The following is a 22,751-nucleotide window of genomic DNA, read 5'->3' as shown; positions in this document are numbered from 1 at the left end:
AGTATCAAGCGCCGGCCTTATGGCAATGGCAGGACTTGGCGCTGGATGATGGTTGTGTGAAGAATTCGGGCGAAGGCTTATAGCGCGCTCTCGCCATACTCGCCGGTACGGATGCGTATGGCTTGCTCGATGGGCGTGACGAATATCTTGCCGTCGCCGATCTTGCCGGTATGGGCCGCCGTGCAGAGGTTCTCGATGGCTTGTTCCACCATGTGGTCGGAGACGGCCATTTCCAGGCGCAGCTTGGGCAGAAAGTCGACGGTGTATTCGGCGCCGCGGTAGAGTTCGGTGTGGCCCTTCTGCCGGCCGAAGCCTTTGACCTCGGTGACGGTCATCCCTTGTATGCCGATCTCGGAAAGAGCCTCCCGGACTTCATCCAGCTTGAAGGGTTTGATAATGGCGGTAATGAGCTTCATTGCAGTTTCCTCGTGAGGTTGACCACCAGGCATACGCAAAAGCCATGCCAATTCCACCACGGCTGGCATTTCGGCGCGCGCGCCGCAATCCGGCCCGCTATGGCGGCGATAAGCCTTCGCTTTGGGTGCTTGGGCGCGGCGGACGGGCGGCATCAAGCTCCATATTGGTGCAGCAGTGCAAGCTCGGCGCACCAAAGCGTGGCGGTATCTACGTTGTAGCCGCACAAAACTGTAACAAGAGCTTGGGGCTGGCTGGGCATTTGTATCACTATGTGTGAATGCAATCCGGCCGGAATATGAGTCCAACTCGTGATGCCTAAAGGCCTTTCATCCAAAAATGAACTCAATAAAAAATATTATTGAAATCAGTATTTACACTAGGTTCCGGGGTGAGGGCCTTTCTCTGGCTAGAATCGTTACTAGGCCAGTTGTAACAAGCTCGCTGCTGAACCGTTAGTCGCAGCGGATCAGATAGACAGTATCGCGACTTAGGATTAGTGAGGAATATTATGGAAAAGACTCGTACACATCTTGCCGTCATTGCAATGGTCGCTTCAATGAGTCTGCTTGCCGCATGCTCGAAAGGCGAGGACACTGCGCCTGCCAATGGCAGCGCTGGCACCGAAACTCCCGCTCCTGCGCCAGCTCCGGTGCCGGAACCCGCTCCAGCGCCTGCGCCAGCCCCGGAAGCCGAACCTTCGCCAGCTCCCGCGCCGTCGCCTTCTTCTTCGACAGACACGCCGGCCGCCACCCAGTCGTCCAGCGGCACGGGCGAGTCCGTCAAGGAATCCGCCAAACAGGCGGCCGACACCATTTCCGAAAAGGCCGGCGACCTCAAGGACGCCACCGCCAGGAAGGCCGGAGAAATGGGCGATTCCATCAAGGAAGGGGCTGCCAAGGCGGACAGGGCCATCCAGAACAAGGTGGATAATGGCCAGACTAATGTCACTCCTCCGGCCAACAACTCCCAATAACCGAGACCGCGGGCGATCGCTTGTGGCGGTGTTTCGCCGCCGCCAGCGCGCCACCGATAAAAAACGGGCCGACGATGCCCGTTTTTTTTATTACACTAGGTGCTGGCCCTTATGGAGACTGCCATGATCAACCGAACCGACTGGATTGAAGACTTTCAAAGGAATATGTCCGAGCTGATCGCCAAAAGCCCGGCCGCCGATATCGAGCGCAATGTCAAGGCCATGATGGCGCAGACCTTCGCCCGGCTGGACTTGGTCACCCGGGAGGAATTCGATATCCAGGCGCAGTTGCTGGAGCGCTCCATGGCGCGCATCGCCGCGCTTGAATCCAAAGTCCAGGCGCTCGAAGGGCGCCCCGATACCCCGCTGCAGCAGGGTGCCGCGCCCGGCGCCCCCGTCTAGGACGGGGGCGGGCGCCCAGGCGCCGGCCATCTCCCCCCGATATGCCGTCGCCAGCGTGAAACCGTTGGTTTGCGGCGCCCCGCAAGGGGCGTTTTTTCTGCAGCGGGCGCGTCGGGGGAGCCAATACGCATTGGTTTGGCGGGCAATGCCAGGCCGTATTTGTATTTAATTGTAGCCGATCAAATCGCGGTGTATTACACTGCTTCCTGCGCGGACGGGCTTCCCTGCCGTCCAGAGCCACCCCTATGGCATAAGATTCGAAGAAAAAGACGGCGAAATAACGTTCCCCTATGCAAAATTTCCTGAATGCATTGGACGACAACTCTCCCATAGGGCTTGTGGTCCTGGATCAGAATAGTGCGATCAAACACCTGAACCGCTGTATGGCTCGGTGGACCACGGGGGTGGCCGGGCAAGCGATCGGCAGGCATTTTCTTGCGGTGTTCCCCAATGTCGACGGCGCGGCGTTCGCCAGCATGCTGGCGCGCGACGAAACCCGGGCCGCGGCGCCGCGCGCGCCGGAAGAAGGGCTCGCCGAGGTCGAGATCAGGCTGGGCAGGGGCTGCGGACAGACCGCGCGGCTGCTCAGCCTGCTGTGCTTCTCGTTTTCGGGAGGCGATTGGGGCCTGTGCCATGCCTTATTGTTTTACGATCCGGACGAGATCGATGGGTTTCACCGGGGTTTCGCCCTGACCATACGCCGCCTGCAGGCCGTCCAGCTCGAAAAGCATCGCCTGCAGAAAAAATTCGAACGCACCAGCAATCATCTTTTACAATCCGAGAAACTGGCGGGAATAGGGCAGCTTGCGGCCGGCGTCGCGCACGAAATCAATAATCCGATAGGCTATGTATTCTCGAACCTCAGGACCCTGGCGGGCTATATGCAGGATCTGCTCAAGATTACCGACGCGGTCGATACCGCCAATAGCCTGGAGGAGTTGCGCCAGTTGAAACAGACCCTCGAATACAGCTATATCCGCCGCGATGTCGAGGCGCTGATAGACGAATCGGAAGAAGGCATAGGACGCGTAAAGAAAATCATCACGGCGCTGAAGGATTTTTCCCATATAGACGAAGAGACCTTCCGCCGGGTGGATTTGCACCGCGGAATCGAAACCACATTGAATGTCGCGAACAACGAGATCAAGTACAAGGCCAAGGTCGTCAAGGAATACGGCGTGCTGCCGGAGGTCGAGTGCAATGCCTCGCAAATCAACCAGGTCGTCATGAATTTGCTGGTCAACGCGGCGCAATCCATTTCGGGCTTCGGCACCATCACTATCCGTACCGGCCACGAGGATCTGTGGGTATGGCTGGAAGTGGAAGATACCGGCCGGGGCATGGATGCCAGCACGGTAAAGAAAATTTTCGACCCTTTCTTTACGACCAAGCCGCTGGGCCAGGGTACCGGGCTTGGCCTGTCGCTGTCTTACAGCATAGTTCAGAAGCACCAGGGGCACATCGAAGTCGTGAGCCAGCCTGGCGAAGGCGCGCGATTCAGGGTCTGGCTGCCCGTGATTCACACTGAATTGACGGATCTTTAGGGAAAAAGAAAATGGTCGAGTCGCAAGCGATGGAAGCTTCCACAACCCTGCTATTGGTGGACGACGAAAAAAACATCACCAGCAGCCTGCAACGTGTGTTGCGCAGACAGCCTTATCGCATTCTGACGGCGGAAAGCGGCGAGGCCGCGCTTGAAATTCTCGAAGGCCAGGACGTGGATCTCGTCATATCGGACGGCCGTATGCCGGGCATGGATGGCGCGACGCTATTGGCGCAGGTGCAGCATCGCTGGCCCGAGCGCCTGCGCATCATGCTGACTGGCTATTCCGATATCGACAGCACCATCAAAGCCATCAACGATGGGAAAATCCATCGCTATATCAGCAAGCCTTGGGACGATGACGAACTTTGCGTGGTGATAGAGCAAATGCTTCAGCGCCAGCAACAGGAGCGCGAGCTGGCGCGCCGGCATAGGCTGGCGCATGAACAGAATTCGGCGCTGCAGGACGCCAATGCCGCGCTGCAGGCGCGGGTCCGGGAGCGCACGGCGGAATTGGAGGCCACCGCGGATCTCCTGGCCGTGGCTCACGCCAACCAGCAGCGCAGCTATCTGACGGCGACGCAAGTGTTTTCTTCTTTGATCGGCCAGCGCCTGCCGCAGAACAGGCAGACGAACAAGGAGGTCGGCGCGGTGGTCCGGGCGTTTTGCAAGGCCCGCGAATTTCCCCAGAAACTGGCCGACGACCTGTCCATGGCGGCGGCCTTGTACAACATTGGCAAGCTCACCTGGGATGATGCCCTTATCGCGCTGCCGGTGGAAAAAATGGAAAAAGACCAGCGTGAGCGCTACCGCGATTATCCCGGCGCCGGCGAAAGCCTGCTGATGGCGCTGGAGCCCGCGCAGGACGTGGCGCTCTTCATCCGCCATCACCAGGAGCGCTGGGACGGCGGCGGCTTTCCTGACGGGCTGGCTGGGCACGCCATCCCCCTGGGCGCCAGGGTGCTGAAAATGGCGGTGGACTTCGTCGAGATGCAAAAAGGCATGGTGCTTGCGCGCAGGCTGTCGTGCGACGACGTGCTGGGCAATATGCCGAAATATTCGGCCCGCCTGTACGACCCCTTGCTGTGCCAGGAATTCATAGGGGTGGCCGCCAGGATAGAAAACGAGGAAGCGGCGGCGGCGGGGGATCATGCCGTCCTGGAGCTCAATATACTGTCTTTGGAGCCGGGCATGATCATCGCCCGGGACCTGCATGCCGCCAGCGGCATGTTGCTGCTCAAGGAAAATACGATACTCACGGAACGCTTCATCGAGAAGCTCAGGGCGTTCGAAGAAAACGAAGGCACGAAGTACACATTTTATGTCCGCTGCGCGCAGCCCGAAGCGAGTCAGGAATGAGGCCGTCGAGGATAGGCGGGACGGGCGGCGCTCCCATGGAAACGCTGCCGCCCAACGATATTGCGCAGATCAATACCAAAAGCCATTTCAAGCAATTCCCTATTTTCCTGATCGCCATCACCCTCATGTGGGTCGGGGCGCTGACGTATGCGGACTATTTCCTGACGCGCATCCCCTCACTGCTGTCGCTGGGCTGCGCGGCCGTATTCTTCCTGTGCGGCGCTGCGCTGCTCACGGCGCAGAGCAGGCCGGGGGTTTCGAGCGCACTGGCGACCGCCGCGCTCGCCCTGATTGCCTACAGTCTCGTTCATAACCTGGCGCAGGCGTTGGCGCTGGGACCCGACAGGGCAGGCCCTTTCGGCCTGCACCTCGAGATTGACGGGCCATGGGCCGTCCTGTCCGGCATTCTGTCGATAGCGATTATTTGCAGCCGGCGCGGCGCGGCCAGCCGGCGCCTGGCGCGTTGTCTGGGCTTCATTGTCATTGTGGGCGCGGTATCGTTGCGCCTGGCGCCGGGGCGGCTCGCCTTGAGCGCCTACAGCACGCCGGACATGGCCAATCTGGCTGCGCTGCTTGGAATCATGGCCGGATATGCGGTCGTGGCCTTGTCCCGCAGGTGGAAGGCCGAGAGCGCTTTCGCCGACCGGACCATCGCGGCAATGGGCATTATGGGCGCCCTGGTTTCGGTTTTGGCCTGGTACGCCATGACCGAGCAGGACCGCTCATGGCTGGAGCCGCTGGCCAAGTTTTTGCCCGACCTGGTCTTGCTGGTCTGTCTGACCTTCACATTCTTCCTGACGCGGTCGCAAAAGCTCGCGACCATACTGCATTACCGCTCCATACAGTTGCATTATGGTTCGCTGCATGATTATCTGACCGAACTTCCCAACAGGAAATACCTCGAAGCCAAGCTGAAAGAGGCTTGCCGGCTGACCAGGCATTGCGGCGGCAAGCTTTGGGTCGTCGTGTTCGATCTGGACGGAATGAAGCTGATCAACGACTCCATGGGCCGCGATGTCGGGGACGAAGTCCTCAAGAAGGTTGCCGTGCGCATCGTCCAGGGCGTAGAAGGCAAGCAGTTCGTCGCCCGCATGGAAGGCGCCGAATTCGTCGTGCTGTTCACCAACGCCGATAACGACGCAATGCTCGAGACCACCAACCGCATCATCGCCGCGCTGGCCAAGCCGTATTGCGTCGAGAACATGGAGCTGCGCTTGACGGCCAGCGCCGGCATCACCGTCAGCAATGGCCATGTGGACCGCCCCATGGAAGTCGTGCGCGAAGCCGACCTGGCAATGGCGCGCGCCAAACGCGAAGGGCGCAGCACCTGGCACGCCTATACCGCCGACCTGAGCGCATCGGTCGCCGAACGCCTGGCCTTGCGCAACGACCTGCAGACCGCCCTGGATGATGGCGGCTTCGATCTGCATTATCAGCCCCTGGTCGACGGGCATACCGGGCGCATAGTGGGGGCCGAAGCGCTGTTGCGCTGGCCCCATCCCGTGCGCGGGCAGATTCCTCCCTCGCATTTCATACCGCTGGCCGAGGAAACCGGCCAGATCATTCCCTTGAGCGATTGGGTGCTGGAGACCGCCTGCCGCGACATCGGCCGGCTGCGGACAGGCAATTTGTCGGATTTCCCGGTAATGGTGAACATCTCTCCCTTGCACTTCCAGCGCAGCGACTTCGTCAGCAGCATACGGGCCAAGCTGCAGGCCTATGCGCTGCCCGCCAAATGCCTCGAACTCGAAATCACCGAGGGCGTTCTGCTGGACAACGCCGCCCATACCATCGCCAAGCTGGGCGAGTTGAAGGAGCTGGGGGTGAGGGTATCCATCGATGACTTCGGCACCGGCTACTCGAGCCTGAACTATCTGAAGAACCTGCCCATAGACAAAATCAAGATCGACCGCTCATTTGTCAACGAGGTCATCAGTGACAGGCATGATGCCGCGATCACCAAGGCGATCATCGGCCTGGCACATCACTTGAGCCTGAAGGTCGTCGCCGAAGGGGTGGAAACCGAGTCGCAATTCTGGTTCCTGAAGCGCAATTTCTGTGACGAGTTCCAGGGCTATTTGTTCGCCCGCCCCATGCCTTTCGCGGATTTTTCCATAAGGCTGCGCGAGCGCGGAGGCCGTGAAGTCCTGCCCGAGCCGTATCGCGAGAAAGAATCGAACCGCACTCTGCTGTTGCTGGACGACGAAGAGAACATACTCCGGGCGCTTACCCGCCTGTTGCGGCGCGACGGCTATCGCGTCCTGACCGCCACCACGCCGCAGGAAGCGTTTTCCCTGCTTGCCCGGTATAACGTGCATGTCGTGGTGTCCGACCAGCGCATGCCCGATATGAACGGCACGGAGTTCTTCAGCAGGGTCAAGGAAATGTATCCCGATACCGTGCGCCTGATTTTGTCGGGCTATACCGATTTGAAATCCGTCACGGAAGCCATCAATCGCGGCTCCATCTACAAATTCCTGACCAAGCCGTGGGATGACGAAGACTTGCGTGCGGAAGTGGCGCAGGCTTTCAAGGGCCTGGCATTGTCCTGAGACGCCGCCGAACGCCAGGCAAACCCGGCCCCATCATTTTTCGGCCAGCGCGCGGTCCAGGAAATCCAGCCTGTCCTGCCCCCAAAACGATGCGCCCTCGTATTCATACCAGGGCGCGCCGAATACCTGCAGGGCCAATGCTTCCCGGGTGTAGCGTTCGTATAGCGCCGCGGCAGCCTCGCGCCCGGAATACAGCGCCTGGCCGTCCAGTTTGCATTCATTGCCGATCTGGATGAGAGTTTGAGGGTCGGAAATGTCCCGCTCTTGCGCCCAGACGCCTCGCAGCAGGCCGCCGGCGAGCCTGAGCGCCGCATCGTTGCCTTCGAGCTGGACCGCGGCCGCCACCATTTTCGCCGCGTCCACGTCGTCGACCGGAAAGAATTCCGGATGAAGATTGAGGGGCAGGCCCAGGTGCTCCGACCATCGCTTCAACTCGACAAGCCGGTAGGCCTGCCGTTGCGGGGGACGCTGATTCAGCGGCAAGCCGCCCGATGCCGGAAAAATGCTTTCGCTCAAGCCCATCGGCCTGGGCTCCACGGTGGCGCCGTGCCGCTGGGCTATGGCCAAGAGCCTTTCGTGGCCCAGATAAGTCCATGGCGATTTGGGCGTGAGGTAATAATGTATGGTCTTCATGGGTGGCGCGGCCTCGTTCTTCCATAGTGGTGGCGGTTACTTTATCATGCGCTTGCGGCGCTCCTGGACGGCCTACTCGATTTTGCCCATTTTGTTCACCGCCCTGGCGATGGTCCGGGAATCCTCTTTCCAGTAGGCGTCGAAGTCGGCGGCGGACATGTATTCGAGCGGGCTGCCCAGGTTCAGCATGGTCTGCCTGAATGCCGGGTCCGCCGCTATCTTCGCCATGCTCTGGTCCAGCTTGGCGGCGATTTCCCGCGGGGTGCCGGCCGGTACGAATACGCCGGACCACTGGATGAATTTCGCGTCGTAGCCCAGGGAGTCCAGGCTGGGCACATCGGGCAAGGCCGCGAGGGGTTTATCGCCCCAATGGGCCAGGGCGCGCAATTTGCCGGCCTTGATTTGCTGGATGGCGCTGGCCGGCCCAGTGGCCAGGGCCTGGACATGGCCTCCGAGCAGGGCCGCTACGGCCGGACCCGCGCCGGTATAAGGTATGTGCGCCAGCTTTACGTCGGCGGCCTGGGCAAGCATTTCCATCGGCACGTGCATGGTGCCGTAGATGCCTGAACTGCCATAGGTGATCTCGTTGGGATGCTTCTTGGCGTATTCGATGAATTCCTGCGCCGTTTTCCATGGCGCGTCGGCACGCAGCACCAGGACCGTCGGGTCGGCGGTGATGCGGGCCACGGGCTTGAACTGGTCAAGCTGGAATGCCGCCTTGCGCCCCAGTATTTTGTCGGCTTCCGGCAGAATGGAAATGGATGACAGGCTCAACAGGATTGCGTAGCCGTCCGGCTTGGCATGGGCGGCCGCGCCTATGCCTATGGCGCCGCCGGCGCCAGCCTTGTTCTCAATGACCACCGTCTGGCCCAGCTCTTTGGACAGGGCGTCCGCCACGGGCCGCGCAACGGTGTCGGCTACGCCGCCCGGCGGGAACGGCACGATCATGGTGATGGGGTGTTGGGGATATTGCGCCATGGCGTGGCTCGACAGGACGAGCGCCGCCGCGGCGCAAATCCCCTTGAGCGCCATTGTTGTATTCGACCAATTTCCACGCTTGATAGTCATGAGTGTCTCCTCCGGCCATGCAAATAAGAAAAAATTAAGGGAAGTCGTTTTTTTAATTGAAGGTATTTTCCAGCACGCCGATGCCGTCGATCTCGATGCGGACGACGTCGCCGTTTTTAAGGTATTGCGGCGGATTCATGCCCATGCCCACGCCTGCCGGCGTGCCGGTGGCAATAATGTCCCCCGGAAAAAGAGTGATGCCGCGCGAGCAGGTCTCGATCAGCGCGGGCAAGTCGAAGATCAGGTCCGGAGTGGCGCCATCCTGGCGCAATTCGCCATTGACCCAGCAGCGCACGCGCGTATTGCTGCCGTCCAGTTCATCGCTGGTGACTATCCAGGGCCCCATGGGGCAGAAGGTGTCGAAGGACTTGCCCATATCCCATTGCTGGTGGCGCATTTGCACGTCGCGCGCCGTGACATCGTTGACGATGGTGTAGCCGAAGACATGATCCATCGCCGCGTGCCGGGAAATATTCTTTCCGCCCTTGCCGATGATGATGGCAAGCTCGGCTTCGTAGTCGATTTGCCCGGAGATTTCGCCGGGCAGCGCCACGCGGTCCGAGGGGCCGATCACGCACTCGGGTACTTTGGTAAAGACAATCGGCCAGCTCTGGGCATTCTTGTCATTGTCCTTGAATACCGAAGCGGCCAGCTCCTTGGCATGCGCATGGTAATTGCGGCCGACGCAAAAGATATTGCGCCGGGGCCGGGGTATGGGGGCCAGGATCGTGGCGCCGCGCAAATCCCGCCCTGGGGCGGAGATGTCTAGCTGGTCCTTGATTTTCTGATAATCGTGTACCAATTGGTTCATATCACCATGGAACCCGGCAACCATCTCGGAAATGGGCCAAAACAGCTTGCTTTCTGCGTCCACCACACATGGCTGGGCTCTTCCTCGATGCTGCAGCGTTGCGAATTTCATTTTCCCCTCGTCGAGAAATATCGTAAAGGCATTAAATTTACCATATGGGTGATACCAAATTGGGCTCATATAAAGCCCAATTACCGGCGCCGATTGCTACAATGCGCAATGGCATGGGGCAGGCAAGGGGGGATCGGCGTGAGAAAGGCAAATGCCCTGGAGGGCATACGGATGCAAGGCGGGCGGGCGCTGGCGGATCATCTGACGGCCGAAATGGCCGCGGGGAAACTCAAAGAAGGTATGAAGCTGCCTCCCGAAAGAGAGTTGGGCGAGCGCTTCGGCGTATCGCGGGGCGCGGTGCGCCGTGTGCTGGCCACGTTCCGCGAACAGGGCTTGATCACCCAGATGGTGGGCAGCGGCACATTTGTTTGCGCCAAGGCGGAAACCTTGTTCGAGCCCCGGGCCGTCCCCGCGGCCACTGCCCACACCAGTCCGGCGGAACTGATGGTGGGGCGCCTGCTGCTCGAGCCTTTGATGCCGGGGCTGATCGTGCAGCATGCCACCGCCGCCGATTTCGAGCGCATGGTCGAGTGCCTCGGCCAAGCCGAGTCCGCCCCGACTATCGAAGCGTTCGAGCATTGGGACGAGGCCCTGCACAGGTCGTTCGCACTTGCCACGCACAATTCGTTTTTCGTGCAGGTTCTGGACCTGACCAACAGGATACGCGAGCAGGGGGAGTGGGGGCGCCTGAAGCGCATTTCCTTGACGGACGAAACGCGCAAGCAATACGAAATCCAGCACCGGGCCATTGTCAATGCGCTCCGGGATAGGGATGCGGAGCTGGCCAGGAAGCTGTTGACCGAGCATTTGCGGCAAATCCAGCGCAATTTGTTTGGCTAGGGCTGCGTCGTAATCTCCGGACGGCTCCTGGCCGCTGCGCATCGCCGGCGGGCTCTGCGTACTAATTCTCCTGGGCAAATCCTGGAATGTGCGCCCCGCGCGACCGGCGGGCGGGCCATACTTGGTGACTTTGGCGAGTCAGCCCGCGGGCGCGGGTGCCAGCGCGGCGGTGACGCCATGTCTCTAGCGTGCCGGATATGCGTCTGGATGCAATCCGCGGTGCTTGCCTGTGCCTATTTAATGAAGCTACAATAATCAAAAATGCTTGTCCGCTACGACTGGAATGAAGCCAAGCGCCGCGCGAATGTCGCCAAACACGGCGTGGATTTTTCCGATGCTCCAGCATTTGAGTGGGCCGATGCGGTGGTCGAGCTCGACATCCGGCAAAACTATGGGGAAATGCGCTGGATCGCTTTTGGCCCCATCGGGCGGCGATTGCATGTAATGGTGTACGTGGAACGTGACGGCGGTATCCGGCTCATCAGCCTGCGCAAAGCCAATCAGCGGGAGTTTGATTATTATGTCTCTCAAATTGATACGACCGAGTAATGCCGAGGATGCTGCCATTACGGCAGCGGCCCGCAATGATCCTGATAATCCGCCATTTACGGACGCCGAGCTGGCCGCCTTGCGGCCACGTCGCGGCCGGCCGCCCAAGGCCAACCCCAAGGTGCAGATTTCGATACGCTATTCCGCCGAGGTCATTGATTTTTTCAAGTCGACCGGCGCGGGATGGCAAGCCCGCATGAATGCCGTGCTCGAGGATTACGTGAGCTCGCGCCGTTAGGCTGCGCATCGCCGGCGGGCTCTGCGTACTAATCCCCCTGGGCAAATCCCGGCCTGTGCGCCCCGCGCGACCGGTGGGCGGGCCATACTTTCTGCTTTGGCAAGTCGCCCCCGCCAGCGGGGGAGCCCAGCGTAGCGGAGGTGCGTCATGTCTTTAGCGGTGCTGGCAAGCCGGGCGCTTTGCGGCCTGGACGGCCTTCCGGTGCGGGTCGAAGTCCATGTCGGGCCGGGCTTGCCGGCCTTCCACGTGGTGGGCCTGCCCGACGCCGGTGTGCGTGAAAGCCGTGAACGCGTGCGTTCGGCGATCATCAGCAGCGGCTATGAGTTCCCGGCGGGCCGGATCACGGCCAATCTCGCTCCCGCCGATCTGCCCAAGGAATCCGGCCGCTTCGACCTGCCCATAGCGCTGGGGGTGCTGCTGGCGTCCGGCCAGGTGCAGCCCGAGGCCGGCGCCGGCATGCCGGAACTGCGGCACTATGTGTTCGCGGGAGAATTGTCGCTGACCGGGGCGATCGTGGCGGTGGGGGCACCGCTGGCCATCGCCTTGGCGGTGGCGCGAGGCGAGCCCGGCGCCCGGCTGGTGATGCCGCCCGATTGCGCGCGCATTGCAGCAAGGGTGCCGGGGCTGGCCGTCCTGGCCGCCGGCAGCCTGTTCGACGTGGTGGAGCATTTTTCAGGAAGGGCGCCGCTGGCGCAGGCGCAGCCCCTGCCGCCGGCCGCCGCGACGGCCGCCGCCCCCTGCCTGTCCGAAGTGCGCGGGCAGGCGCTGGCGCGGCGGGCTCTTGAAATTGCCGCGGCGGGCGGCCATAGCCTGCTGATGGCGGGTCCGCCGGGCACGGGCAAAAGCATGCTGGCGCATCGTCTTCCCGGCCTGCTGCCGCCCTTGAGTCCCGACCATGCGCTGGAAGTCGCCGCGCTGGCCGGTATCAGCGGGCGCGACCCGGTCTTCAGCGATTTGCCGCCTTTCCGGGCGCCGCACCATACGGCATCGGCGCCGGCCGTGGTAGGCGGCGGCGTGCATCCGCGCCCCGGCGAAATCAGCCTGGCGCATCGGGGCGTCCTGTTCCTGGATGAACTGCCTGAATTCGAGCGGCGCGTGCTGGAATCCTTGCGCGAGCCTTTGGAGACCGGCTGTGTCTCGATCGCCCGGTCGTCCCGGACCCTGACTTTCCCCGCTGCGTTCCAATTGGTGGCGGCCATGAATCTCTGTCCCTGCGGATGGCTGGGCCACAAGAAAATGCATTGCAGCTGCAGCATCGACCGCATTCAAAAGTATCGCGCCAGGCTTTCGGGCCCTTTGCTGGACCGGGTGGATCTGCAGATCGCGCTGCCCGCGGCCGGCGCCGACTGGATGGATGCGCCGCCCGGCGAGGCCTCGGCAGCGGTGCGCGAGCGGGTCCTGCTTTGCCGGGAGCGCCAGGCGCATCGCCAGCCGCAGCTCAATGCCGCCCTGGGCGTGGGCGAAATCGAGAAATATTGCGTCTTGCGCAAGCCGGCACAAGAGCTGCTGCGGCAAGGCATGCTGCGCTGGGGCTGGTCGGCCCGGGTGGCGCACCGCGTGCTGCGGGTCGCCCGAACGCTGGCCGACCTCGCCGGCGAGGACGTGATCGGCGGCGCGCATGTGGCCGAAGCGATGCAATACAGGCAGCCTTGGGGCTGAGGGGACTCTCATCGCCCGCATTGCCCTGGACCAGGTTCCCCATCCGGGCGCGGCGCCGCCCAAAGTCAAGCGAGGGCCTGCCCCAACGCGTTTAGCGGCACATCTGGACAGCAGCTTTGAAAGCATCGTATAATCAAGGGCTTTTCCAGCTATTTTGGGAAAGATCAAGAAGATTAAGCCCAGGAAACCATTCCAGGGCGCCCCCCAATAAGTGATTGCTGGGTCATGCAAGCACCGCCAGTTTGGTTTGGCGGTCACCTACATTCATAAACAACAGAGTTACATCATGCCTAAGATGAAAACCAAGAAAGGCGCTGCCAAGCGCTTTAAGGTTCGTGGTAGCGGGTCTATCAAGCGGGGCCAGGCGTTCAAGCGCCACATCCTCACCAAGAAAACAACCAAGAGCAAGCGCCAGTTGCGCGGCTCAACCGCGGTGCACAAGTCTGATGTCGCCTCGGTCAAGGCAATGTTGCCTTTCGCTTGATTAACGGAGATCTCATACCATGCCACGCGTAAAACGCGGCGTAACTGCCCGTGCTCGTCACAAAAAAGTTATTAAAGCAGCTAAAGGTTATCGCGGTCGCCGCGGTAATGTATTCCGTATCGCCAAACAGGCGGTAATGAAAGCTGGGCAATATGCCTATCGCGATCGTCGCAACAAGAAGCGCACTTTCCGCGCCCTCTGGATCACCCGTATCAACGCGGCTTGCCGTGAATTGGGTGTGTCGTACAGCGTGTTCATCGCTGGCACGAAAAAAGCCTCGATCGAACTGGATCGCAAAGTACTGGCCGATATGGCCGTCAACGATAAAGCCGGCTTTGCCGCGGTGGTTGCCCAAGCACAATCTGCCTTGGCTGCCTGATCGATTTCGATTCTGTATTGCTGCAAACGGGGCTCAAGTGGGCTCCGTTTGTATTTGGAAAAGCGACACTATGACTCCTCCGGTTGATGACCTGATTGTTCAGGCAAAAGAACAATTTGCCCAAGCTGCCGATGCGGCGGCGCTGGAAAACGCCAAGGCCAGGTTTCTGGGCAAGCAGGGCGCCCTGACCGCCATGCTCAAGGGGCTGGCGCAGCTCGACCCCGAGCAGAAAAAGGCGCAAGGCGCGCGCATCAATCAACTGAAGCAGCATATCGAAGGCCTGCTCAACGCGCGCCGCGCCGAAATGGCGCAGGCCGAGCTGGACAAGCGCCTGGCATTGGAAACGATAGATGTCAGCCTGCCGGGACGGGGCAGGGGGTTTGGCGGCATCCATCCCGTCATCCAGACCTGGCAGCGGGTCGAAGCGATTTTCCGTTCCATCGGTTTCGACGTGGCGGACGGCCCGGAAATCGAAAACGACTGGACCAACTTCACCGCCCTGAACAATCCGGAAAACCATCCCGCGCGCTCCATGCAGGATACCTTCTACGTCGACATGCAGGATGCGCAAGGCTTGCCCTTGCTGCTGCGCACCCATACCAGCCCCATGCAGGTGCGCTACGCGCGCATGCACAAGCCGCCGATCAAGGTGATCGCCCCCGGGCGCACTTACCGGGTCGACAGCGACGCCACCCATTCCCCGATGTTCCATCAGGTCGAAGGCTTGTGGATCGCCGAAGATATTTCTTTCGCCGATCTCAAGGGCGTCTACACCGATTTCCTGCGGGCATTCTTCGAGACCGACGATCTCTCGGTGCGCTTCCGCCCGTCATTCTTCCCTTTCACCGAGCCCTCGGCCGAAATCGACATGATGTTCACCTCGGGACCCAATCAGGGCAAATGGCTGGAGATTTCCGGTTCGGGGCAGGTGCATCCCGAGGTGGTGCGCAACTACGGGCTGGACCCCGAGCGCTATATCGGCTTCGCCTTCGGCTCCGGCCTGGAACGCCTGACCATGCTGCGCTACGGCGTCAACGATCTGCGCCAGTTCTTCGAAGGCGACCTGCGCTTCTTGCGCCAGTTCAACCGCTAGCTTCCCGGCTGCGCCATTTGGCATGCCTGGTTTTCGCGCTGGATTGCAGGTCAGTGCATGCTTACAATCCCGCTGTTAAGTCCTTGCAGTAGTTAAACGAATCCAACGAGTCTCTTATGCAATTCCCCGAGTCCTGGCTGCGCGCTTTTGTCAATCCCGACCTCGATACGGATGCCTTGTCGCATCAGTTGACGATGGCGGGCCTGGAGGTCGAAGAAACGGCTCCGGCGGCGCCGCCGTTCAGCGGCATCGTGGTGGCCCGCATCATTGAAGTGGCGCCGCACCCGAATGCCGACAAGCTGCGGGTGTGCCAGGTGGATGACGGTTCGGGCGCGCCGCTGCAGATCGTTTGCGGGGCGCCCAACGCGGCGGCCGGCATCAAGGTTCCGCTGGCCCGCGTCGGGGCGCAATTGCCTGGCGGCATGATAATCGGCACCGCCACGATGCGCGGCGTCGAATCGGCCGGCATGCTGTGTTCGGCGCGCGAGCTCGGTTTGTCGCAAGACCATGCGGGCCTGCTGGCGCTCGACGCCGATGCTGTCGTCGGCATGTCGCTGCGCGAGGCGCTGGACCTGGACGACATGCTGTTCACCCTGAAATTGACGCCCAACCGCGCCGATTGCCTGTCGATACTCGGTGTTGCGCGCGAAGTGGCGGCCCTGACCGGCGCGGCGCTGACGCTGCCGGCTTTCGCGCCGGTGGCCGCGACGCTGGACGATCGCCTTCCCGTCGCGGTGGCGGCGCCCGACCTTTGCGGCCGTTTTGCCGGGCGCGTGATACGCGGCGTGAATGCCAGGGCCGCAACTCCCGCCTGGATGAAGACGCGCCTGGAGCGCGCCGGCCAGCGCTCGATTTCCGCTCTGGTCGATATTTCCAACTATGTCATGCTCGAACTGGGCCGCCCGACCCACGTGTTCGACCTGCAGAGAATACAGGGCGGCCTGACGGTGCGCTGGGGCAAGCCCGGCGAAACGCTCGAACTGCTCAATGGCCAGACGGTGGAGCTTGCCGCGGATGTCGGCGTCATCGCCGCCGGCGGGATCGTGGAAAGCCTGGCCGGCATCATGGGCGGGGCGGCCACGGCGGTGACGCTGGATACGACTGATATCTACCTGGAAGGGGCCTTCTGGTGGCCGCAAGCCATCATGGGCCGGGCGCGCCGCTACAAGTTCAGCTCCGAAGCCAGCCATCGGTTCGAGCGCGGCGTCGACTTCGAATCGATCACCGAGCATCTGGAATTCATGACGCGCCTGCTGATCGACATCTGTGGCGGACAGGCCGGCCCGCTCGACGACCAGGTGCTGGAGCTGCCGGCCCGCGCGCCGGTAAGCATGCGGCTGGATCGCTGCCATCGGGTCCTGGGCGTGCCGGTATCGCGCCAGGAGGTCGAACAGATCTTCACGCGCCTGGGCCTGCCCTTCCAGTTGCGGGATAATGTTTTCATCGTAACGCCGCCATCGTACCGCTTCGACCTGTTCATAGAAGAAGACTTGATCGAGGAAGTGGCGCGCATTTACGGCTTTGAGCGCATTCCCGACCTGCCGCCTATCGCCCGCGCCCAAATGCATACCGCGCCTGAAGCGCTGCGCGGGCCCCATGCGCTGCGCGAACGCATGGCCAGCCTGGATTACCAGGAAGTCATCAATTTCGCTTTTGTGGAAGAGGCCTGGGAACGCGACTACGCGGGCAATGCCGACCCCATCCGGCTGCTCAATCCTATTGCCAGCCAATTGGCGGTCATGCGTTCCAGCCTTATCGGCGGCCTGCTGGCCAATATTGTCCATAACGCCAACCGCAAGCAGGGCCGGGTGCGGGTGTTCGAGCTGGGCCGGGTGTTCATGCGTGATGCCAGCGTGCCTGATGGCGACCTGACGGTGGCCGGCGTGCGCCAGCCGCAGTATTTGTCGGGCGCCGCGTGGGGGCCTGCGTTCGAGGAGCAGTGGGGCGTGCCGGTGCGCCAGGTGGATTTCTATGATGTCAAGAAGGACCTCGAAACCTTGCTCGGCGCGCAGGCGAGCAAATTGATATGCCTTCCCGCCAGCCATCCGGCCTTGCATCCCGGCCGTTCGGGCCGGCTGGAGCTGGACGGCGTGGCGGTAGGCTGGATAGGGGAAATCCACCCTCGCTGGGCCCAGCAAAGCGACCTGGCGCACGCGCCCGTGGTATTTGAAATCGACGTGGCGGCGATTTCGGTCAACGAAATGCCGGCGCCCGCGGAATTGTCGCGCCAGCCGGTCGTGATACGCGACCTGGCGGTGTGGGCCGGCGCGGACGCATCGTATCAGGATTTGTTGAATACACTTACCCACACGATTGCATCTAATGCTACTCTTGGCATCGTCAAAGATATTAAACTGTTTGATGTGTGGCGCGACAAATCGGCGCAAACCGCGGAAAATAGCCTGGCCTTTCGCTTCTGGCTGCAAGGGCGCGATTCCACACTCGACGATGCCACGGTGGAACAGTGCATCGATTGCCTGCTGCAGGCGCTAGTTAGCGAGCATGGCGTGCGCCAGCGCGCCTAAGGAGTACAGACATAATGAATACGGACCGCACCCTGACCAAGGCCGAGCTTGCCGAGCTGCTGTTTGACCGCGTGGGCCTGAACAAACGCGAAGCCAAGGATATCGTCGATACCTTTTTCGAGGAAATCCGCGAGTCGCTCGCGCGCGGCGTCGAGGTCAAGCTGTCCGGATTCGGCAATTTCCAGGTGCGCGACAAACCGCCGCGCCCGGGGCGCAACCCCAAGACCGGCGAGGTCATTCCCATCGCCGCGCGCAGGGTGGTGACCTTCCACGCCAGCCAGAAGCTCAAGGGCGTGGTCGAGCAGGGCGGCAAAGCCGCCGCCAATCCGGAGTGAAGCCCTGGCCGCGCTGGCGCGGCCATGCTTGACTCGCTTTTACGAATACGTATCGTCTATTAATCGGCCCCCCATCCGCCCATGAGCCCTAGCGAAAATCCTGTCACCCTGCCTCCGATTCCTGCCAAGCGTTACTTCACGATAGGCGAGGTTAGCGATTTGTGTTGCGTAAAACCCCATGTATTACGCTATTGGGAACAGGAATTCACGCAACTGAAACCCGTAAAACGCCGTGGCAACCGCCGTTATTACCAGCACCACGAGGTGCTGCTGATACGCCGCATACGCGACTTGCTCTACGAGCAAGGCTTCACCATCAGCGGCGCGCGCAATCGCCTTGGCGATACGCACGATATTCCGCACGACCAGGACGCCGCCGTCCGTCTTTCGGGTGCTGAATTGCAGGGTTTGCGCAACGACCTGAATGCAATACGGGACATGCTGTCCGGCGCGCTGGAACAAAGCGTCAATAACGGTTAAGAAACGGCCAAAAGGTTGGACAAAACTCCAGGGCGAACTTAAGGTTGATGGCGTTAACATTGTTGCGTCCGCGTCGTCCGGGCGCTTTTGGTTGTCCAGCCCTATGCCTACCGCTCCAATTTCTTACGGTCTTGACGAGCCCGGCGATCAGATACTGATTCGGGCCGTCAAGCAATATATTTCCACTCGCCTGGCAGAGCCCGCCCGTCTCGATGAGCTGGCCCGGGCCCTGGGCGTGAGCAAGAAGCGGATTTCTGCGGCTTTTCGCCAGCGTCTGGGCGTATCGGTGGCCGAGTTCGTGCGCGCCGAGCGGATGCGCACGGCGCAGCGATTGCTGGCGCAGAGTTCGCTTGGCATCCAGGCGATCGCCGAGGCGCTGGGGTTTTCCAATGCCGCCAATTTTTCCACCGCTTTCCGCGAGCACGTGGGAATGTCGCCGACGGCCTTCCGCCGCAGCGCGCCGCTGGAATCCATGACCGCGCTGCAGGGCTCGCTGAGCTGGAATTCGCCCGCTGGCTGAGGGCAGTCCCTGACAACGGTCAGCCCGCCCGCTTCAGTTTGCGCCAGAGCGTGCTGCGGCTGATGTTCAGTCTTGCGGCGGCGCGGGCGCGGTCTCCCTGGCAATCCTGCAGCACGGCGCATATGTGCCGCAGCTCCGCGTCGTCGCGGCTATCGCGCAGCCTGGCCTCCGGCGCATGCGGGCCGTCCACGAATAGTTCGGGCGCGATATCTTTCAGTTCCGCCAGAGTCACATGATGTTCGCGCAGCTGCGGGTCGTGGAACACCATGGCGCGCTCGATCAGATTCTCGAGTTCGCGCACGTTGCCGGGCCAAGAGTAATGTTTTGCCGCCTCGGCGATGGCGTCGATGATGGTATTGTCGGCGGGGTTTTTTTGATTCAGGCGCTGCGCGATCTTTTCTTTTAGATGCATGGCCAGCAGAGGCAGGTCCTCGCGGCGCTCGCGCAGCGGGGGCAGGGCAATCAGCAGGATGTTGAGGCGATAGTACAAGTCGCTGCGGAATTCGCCGGCAAGCGCGCGGGCGCCCAAGTCGCGGTGGGTGGCCGCTATCACCCTTACGTCGACGGGGGTGGGTTCGGTTGCGCCGATGCGCAGGACTTCCTTTTCCTGCAGCACCCGCAGCAGCCGGGTCTGCAGCGACAAGGGCATTTCGCCGATTTCGTCCAGGAAAATGCTGCCGGTATGCGCCGCCTCGAACAGGCCGATTTTTCCGCCGCGGCTCGACCCTGTGAATGCGCCTTCCACATAGCCGAACAGCTCGCTCTCCAGCAGGGCTTCCGGAAAGGCCGCGCAGTTGATTGCGACGAACGGCTGGGCGCGGCGCGGACTGGCGTTGTGTATGCCTTGCGCCAGAAGCTCTTTGCCTGTGCCGCTTTCGCCGATGATAAGGACCGTGGCCTGGCTTTGCGCGCAGGTAACGGCGCGCGCCTTGGCCCGTGCGATCGAGGCGCTCTGTCCGATGATGTGGCTCAGTTCATATTTGGTCGGTGTGGGACGCGGCAGGACGCGCGCGCGCAGATGGCGGTCGAGCCGCTGAATGGCCACGGGGTCCTGGCATATCAGGACCGCGCCGGTGTGCTTGCCCTGCTCGACGATGGACATGCGGGTCGCCACCACGGCCTTGCCGTTTACCTGCTGGACTTGTTCTACCTCGTTTTGCGCATAGCGCAGGGTGTTGCGCAAGCTCAGCTCGGCGCACACGGCGCTCAGGCGCTGGCCCAGAAGCCGTTCCGCAGGCTGTCCGAGTATTCTTTCCATAGGCGGATTCAAGGTTTCGATGCGCTCGTCGAGGTCGACGGCGACGACACCGTCCTTGAGCTTGCCCAGAATGATGTTCAGCCTTTCGCGTTTGGCCGATTCCAGGCGCGCGATGCGGGCGACTTCTATTGCGTCGTCCATGGCTTCGCGCACGGAGCCTTGCGAATACAGCAATACGCCCTCCAGGCCGTAGGCGCGCGCCAGGTCCACCACCAGGCCGGGGGCAACGACCACATCGATCGCCATATTGCGCAATTCCTGCACGCAGATTTCCGCCTCCTGTTCTCCGCGGTAAGTGCGCAGTTCCAGCGCCAGGGAAAAGAATTCGTTGAAATGCTTTATTTCGGGCGGCACCGCGCCATAGGTGACCAGGGCAATGCGCCGCGAATGGCGCGATGCCTTGGTCAAGGCGTGCATCACATCGAAGCCGCCCACTTTGACGAGTATCACCGGAAGGTCCAGATGCTGGCGCAGAAAGCCGCCATTGGATCCCGCCGCCACGACGGCGTCTATCCCCACGTCCTTGCGCATTGCCGTGATTTCGGCGACGGCATCGCCATATGCCTTGTCCAGTATGCGTATCTCGGCGGCGGCGTGGTAATGCGGCGCGAGTTCCTCCAGCAGCGTGCGCAGGCCATGGAAGCCGACGGCCACGATGCGCAGCGGGGGAGTATGGGGAGTGTGGGGGATAGACATGATATGGGGCAGGGCGGGTAACAGGAATGAAACGATTGGAACATATGGATTGCATAAATGAAACGCCTATCTCGTGAAAACCGCCGCGTCCCCGGGTCTATGCGCGGCAGTTTCCTTTCTAAAACAAGGTGATAGAGAACAAAATATTCAGAACGGCGCAAGGGCGATGAATTTGGCATCGATATTGCTTTGAGTCCCATATTGACCACAGATCGAGAGTATTCCTCCATGTCCAGCTCAAATTTGAAACCACGTTCGCCAGGCGCATTGTTTCGCGAGGCGCTGAAAACCGAGCAGCCCCTGCAAATCATCGGCGCGATCAATGCCAACCACGCCTTGCTCGCCAAACGCGCCGGCTACCGCGCCATCTATCTTTCGGGCGGCGGCGTGGCGGCTGGCTCGCTGGGCCTGCCGGATCTGGGCATCAATACGCTGGACGATGTGCTCACCGATGTGCGCCGCATTACGGATGTCTGCGATGTGCCCCTGATGGTGGATATCGACACGGGTTTCGGGCCGTCGGCCTTCAACATCGCGCGGACCATCAAAAGCCTGATCAAGTTCGGCGCGGCGGCCTGCCATATTGAAGACCAGGTCGGCGCCAAGCGTTGCGGCCACCGTCCCGGCAAGGAGATCGTCACGACCCGGGAAATGGCCGACCGCGTCAAGGCGGCGGTCGATGCGCGCACCGATTCCGACTTTTTCATTGTGGCGCGCACCGATGCGATCGCCGTGGATGGCGTGGACGCGGCGCTGGAACGGGCGCTGGCATGTGTCGAGGCGGGGGCCGACGCGATTTTTGCCGAAGCCTCGTACGACCTGGCCACTTACCAGCGCTTCACCCAGGCATTGAATGTGCCGGTGCTGGCCAATATCACCGAGTTCGGCCAAACGCCATTGTTCAGCGTGCCGGAGCTGGCCAGCGCCGGCGTCGGCATGGTGCTCTATCCGCTGTCGGCTTTCCGCGCCATGAACAAGGCCGCCGAGACAGTCTATACGGCCATACGCCGCGACGGTCACCAGAAGCAGGTCATCGACATGATGCAGACCCGCGAAGAGCTCTACGACCGTATCGGATACCACGAGTTCGAATCCCGCCTTGATGCGCTTTTTCAGCAAGGCAAGGCGAAATAATCCTTTCAGGAGCATGAGACATGGCGATTAGCGACAGCAAAGAGACCAAGGCGGGCCCCAAGCCCAAGAAATCGGTGGCCCTGTCGGGGGTGGTGGCGGGCAATACGGCCCTGTGCACCGTGGGGCGCAGCGGCAACGACCTGCACTACCGCGGCTATGACATTCTGGACATTGCCGAGACCTGCGAATTCGAAGAGGTGGCCCACCTGCTGGTGCACGGCAAGCTGCCGACCAGGGCGGAGCTGGCCGCCTACAAGGCCAAGCTGCGCAGCCTGCGCGGGCTGCCCGCGGCGCTGCAAACGGCGCTCGAGGCGCTGCCGGCGGCCAGCCACCCGATGGACGTGATGCGCACGAGCGTGTCGGTGCTCGGCTGCATGCTGCCCGAGAAGGACGACCACAACGCGCCGGACGCGCGCGACATCGCCGACCGGCTCATGGCCAGCCTGGGCTCGGCGCTGCTGTACTGGTATCACTTCAGCCATAACGGGCGGGTGATCGATGTGCAGACCGATGACGACAGCATCGGCGGGCATTTCCTGCACCTGCTGCACGGGGCGGCGCCCAGCGAGGACTGGGTGCGCGCCATGCACACGTCGCTGAACCTGTATGCCGAGCACGAATTCAACGCCTCGACCTTTACCTGCCGGGTGATTGCCGGCACGGGCTCGGACATGTACTCGGCCATCGCGGGG

General features: G+C 61.6%; 23 protein-coding genes. 18 read left to right on the top strand and 5 right to left on the bottom strand.

What is annotated here, in order from left to right; all coding sequences use genetic code 11:
• Window positions 1–77: 77 nt before the first annotated feature.
• The gene (locus tag BUB23_RS00115) at window positions 78–416 is read right to left on the bottom strand and encodes a P-II family nitrogen regulator (RefSeq protein ID WP_073100833.1); all 339 of its coding nucleotides are present in this window, start codon (window positions 414–416) and stop codon (window positions 78–80) included.
• Between the two features lie 509 nt (window positions 417–925).
• On the opposite strand from BUB23_RS00115, the gene BUB23_RS26540 reads away from it, so the two are divergent.
• From BUB23_RS26540 to BUB23_RS00090, 5 genes are all read left to right on the top strand, one after another.
• The gene (locus BUB23_RS26540) at window positions 926–1,390 is read left to right on the top strand and encodes a hypothetical protein (RefSeq protein WP_143160827.1); all 465 of its coding nucleotides are present in this window, start codon (window positions 926–928) and stop codon (window positions 1,388–1,390) included.
• A 123-nt stretch (window positions 1,391–1,513) separates the two neighbouring features.
• Window positions 1,514–1,792, top strand: coding sequence for an accessory factor UbiK family protein (locus BUB23_RS00105; RefSeq protein ID WP_073100830.1), 279 nt, complete (start codon window positions 1,514–1,516; stop codon window positions 1,790–1,792).
• 383 nt (window positions 1,793–2,175) lie between these two features.
• On the top strand, window positions 2,176–3,336 hold the full coding sequence (locus BUB23_RS00100; RefSeq protein WP_245801113.1) for an ATP-binding protein: 1,161 nt from the start codon (window positions 2,176–2,178) through the stop codon (window positions 3,334–3,336).
• A gap of 29 nt (window positions 3,337–3,365) precedes the next feature.
• On the top strand, window positions 3,366–4,694 hold the full coding sequence (gene nosR, locus BUB23_RS00095; RefSeq protein ID WP_218598799.1) for a response regulator c-di-GMP phosphodiesterase, NosR family: 1,329 nt from the start codon (window positions 3,366–3,368) through the stop codon (window positions 4,692–4,694).
• On the top strand, window positions 4,691–7,246 hold the full coding sequence (locus tag BUB23_RS00090) for an EAL domain-containing protein (protein ID WP_084135594.1): 2,556 nt from the start codon (window positions 4,691–4,693) through the stop codon (window positions 7,244–7,246). The genes nosR and BUB23_RS00090 overlap by 4 nt, the downstream gene beginning before the upstream one ends.
• A 33-nt stretch (window positions 7,247–7,279) precedes the next feature.
• Here the strand turns inward: BUB23_RS00090 and BUB23_RS00085 are convergent, their stop codons facing one another.
• The 3 genes from BUB23_RS00085 to BUB23_RS00075 form a co-directional block, all read right to left on the bottom strand.
• Window positions 7,280–7,879 (bottom strand): 2-hydroxychromene-2-carboxylate isomerase, encoded by a 600-nt coding sequence (locus tag BUB23_RS00085; protein ID WP_073100822.1) that lies wholly within the window; start codon window positions 7,877–7,879, stop codon window positions 7,280–7,282.
• Window positions 7,880–7,951: 72 nt separating this feature from the next.
• Window positions 7,952–8,947 (bottom strand): tripartite tricarboxylate transporter substrate binding protein, encoded by a 996-nt coding sequence (locus tag BUB23_RS00080; RefSeq protein WP_245801112.1) that lies wholly within the window; start codon window positions 8,945–8,947, stop codon window positions 7,952–7,954.
• A 52-nt stretch (window positions 8,948–8,999) separates the two neighbouring features.
• Window positions 9,000–9,869: a fumarylacetoacetate hydrolase family protein gene (locus BUB23_RS00075; RefSeq protein WP_073100818.1), complete on the bottom strand. Its 870-nt coding sequence runs from the start codon at window positions 9,867–9,869 to the stop codon at window positions 9,000–9,002.
• A 108-nt stretch (window positions 9,870–9,977) separates the two neighbouring features.
• On the opposite strand from BUB23_RS00075, the gene BUB23_RS00070 reads away from it, so the two are divergent.
• The 11 genes from BUB23_RS00070 (at window position 9,978) to BUB23_RS00020 (ending at window position 18,971) form a co-directional block, all read left to right on the top strand.
• Window positions 9,978–10,709: a FadR/GntR family transcriptional regulator gene (locus BUB23_RS00070; RefSeq protein ID WP_073100816.1), complete on the top strand. Its 732-nt coding sequence runs from the start codon at window positions 9,978–9,980 to the stop codon at window positions 10,707–10,709.
• 261 nt (window positions 10,710–10,970) lie between these two features.
• Entirely contained in the window at window positions 10,971–11,258 is a 288-nt protein-coding gene (locus BUB23_RS00065) for a BrnT family toxin (RefSeq protein ID WP_073100814.1), read from the top strand.
• A complete protein-coding gene (locus BUB23_RS00060) occupies window positions 11,230–11,496 on the top strand; it encodes a BrnA antitoxin family protein (protein WP_073100812.1) in 267 nt (88 codons plus the stop codon). The genes BUB23_RS00065 and BUB23_RS00060 overlap by 29 nt, the downstream gene beginning before the upstream one ends.
• A 147-nt stretch (window positions 11,497–11,643) precedes the next feature.
• A complete protein-coding gene (locus tag BUB23_RS00055; RefSeq protein ID WP_073100810.1) occupies window positions 11,644–13,155 on the top strand; it encodes a YifB family Mg chelatase-like AAA ATPase in 1,512 nt (503 codons plus the stop codon).
• Window positions 13,156–13,441: 286 nt separating this feature from the next.
• Window positions 13,442–13,639 (top strand): 50S ribosomal protein L35, encoded by a 198-nt coding sequence (gene rpmI / locus BUB23_RS00050; protein ID WP_073101588.1) that lies wholly within the window; start codon window positions 13,442–13,444, stop codon window positions 13,637–13,639.
• Window positions 13,640–13,658: 19 nt separating this feature from the next.
• Window positions 13,659–14,018, top strand: coding sequence for a 50S ribosomal protein L20 (gene rplT / locus BUB23_RS00045; protein ID WP_073100808.1), 360 nt, complete (start codon window positions 13,659–13,661; stop codon window positions 14,016–14,018).
• A gap of 70 nt (window positions 14,019–14,088) precedes the next feature.
• A complete protein-coding gene (gene pheS / locus BUB23_RS00040) occupies window positions 14,089–15,111 on the top strand; it encodes a phenylalanine--tRNA ligase subunit alpha (protein WP_073100806.1) in 1,023 nt (340 codons plus the stop codon).
• A 116-nt stretch (window positions 15,112–15,227) separates the two neighbouring features.
• Entirely contained in the window at window positions 15,228–17,636 is a 2,409-nt protein-coding gene (gene pheT / locus BUB23_RS00035; protein ID WP_073100804.1) for a phenylalanine--tRNA ligase subunit beta, read from the top strand.
• 14 nt (window positions 17,637–17,650) lie between these two features.
• Window positions 17,651–17,971: an integration host factor subunit alpha gene (locus tag BUB23_RS00030; protein ID WP_178372235.1), complete on the top strand. Its 321-nt coding sequence runs from the start codon at window positions 17,651–17,653 to the stop codon at window positions 17,969–17,971.
• Window positions 17,972–18,052: 81 nt separating this feature from the next.
• A complete protein-coding gene (locus tag BUB23_RS00025) occupies window positions 18,053–18,451 on the top strand; it encodes a MerR family transcriptional regulator (RefSeq protein WP_073100800.1) in 399 nt (132 codons plus the stop codon).
• 103 nt (window positions 18,452–18,554) lie between these two features.
• Entirely contained in the window at window positions 18,555–18,971 is a 417-nt protein-coding gene (locus BUB23_RS00020; RefSeq protein WP_073100798.1) for a helix-turn-helix domain-containing protein, read from the top strand.
• Window positions 18,972–18,990: 19 nt separating this feature from the next.
• Here the strand turns inward: BUB23_RS00020 and prpR are convergent, their stop codons facing one another.
• The gene (gene prpR, locus BUB23_RS00015) at window positions 18,991–20,925 is read right to left on the bottom strand and encodes a propionate catabolism operon regulatory protein PrpR (protein WP_073100796.1); all 1,935 of its coding nucleotides are present in this window, start codon (window positions 20,923–20,925) and stop codon (window positions 18,991–18,993) included.
• 228 nt (window positions 20,926–21,153) lie between these two features.
• Here prpR and prpB point away from each other — a divergent pair, with 228 nt between their 5' ends.
• Window positions 21,154–22,059 carry a methylisocitrate lyase gene (prpB, locus tag BUB23_RS00010; protein ID WP_073100794.1) on the top strand — a complete coding sequence of 302 codons (906 nt, stop codon included), beginning with the start codon at window positions 21,154–21,156 and terminating at the stop codon, window positions 22,057–22,059.
• Between the two features lie 20 nt (window positions 22,060–22,079).
• Window positions 22,080–22,751, top strand: a 672-nt coding sequence (locus BUB23_RS00005) for a citrate/2-methylcitrate synthase (RefSeq protein WP_281255526.1), incomplete at its 3' end; no start/stop codon positions are given.

This window comes from Pollutimonas bauzanensis (assembly GCF_900129885.1).
Classification (GTDB): Bacteria; Pseudomonadota; Gammaproteobacteria; order Burkholderiales; family Burkholderiaceae_B; genus Pollutimonas; species Pollutimonas bauzanensis.
The sequence above is the reverse complement of the archived record's forward strand: the minus strand, read 5'-3'. Positions and strand labels throughout refer to the sequence as shown.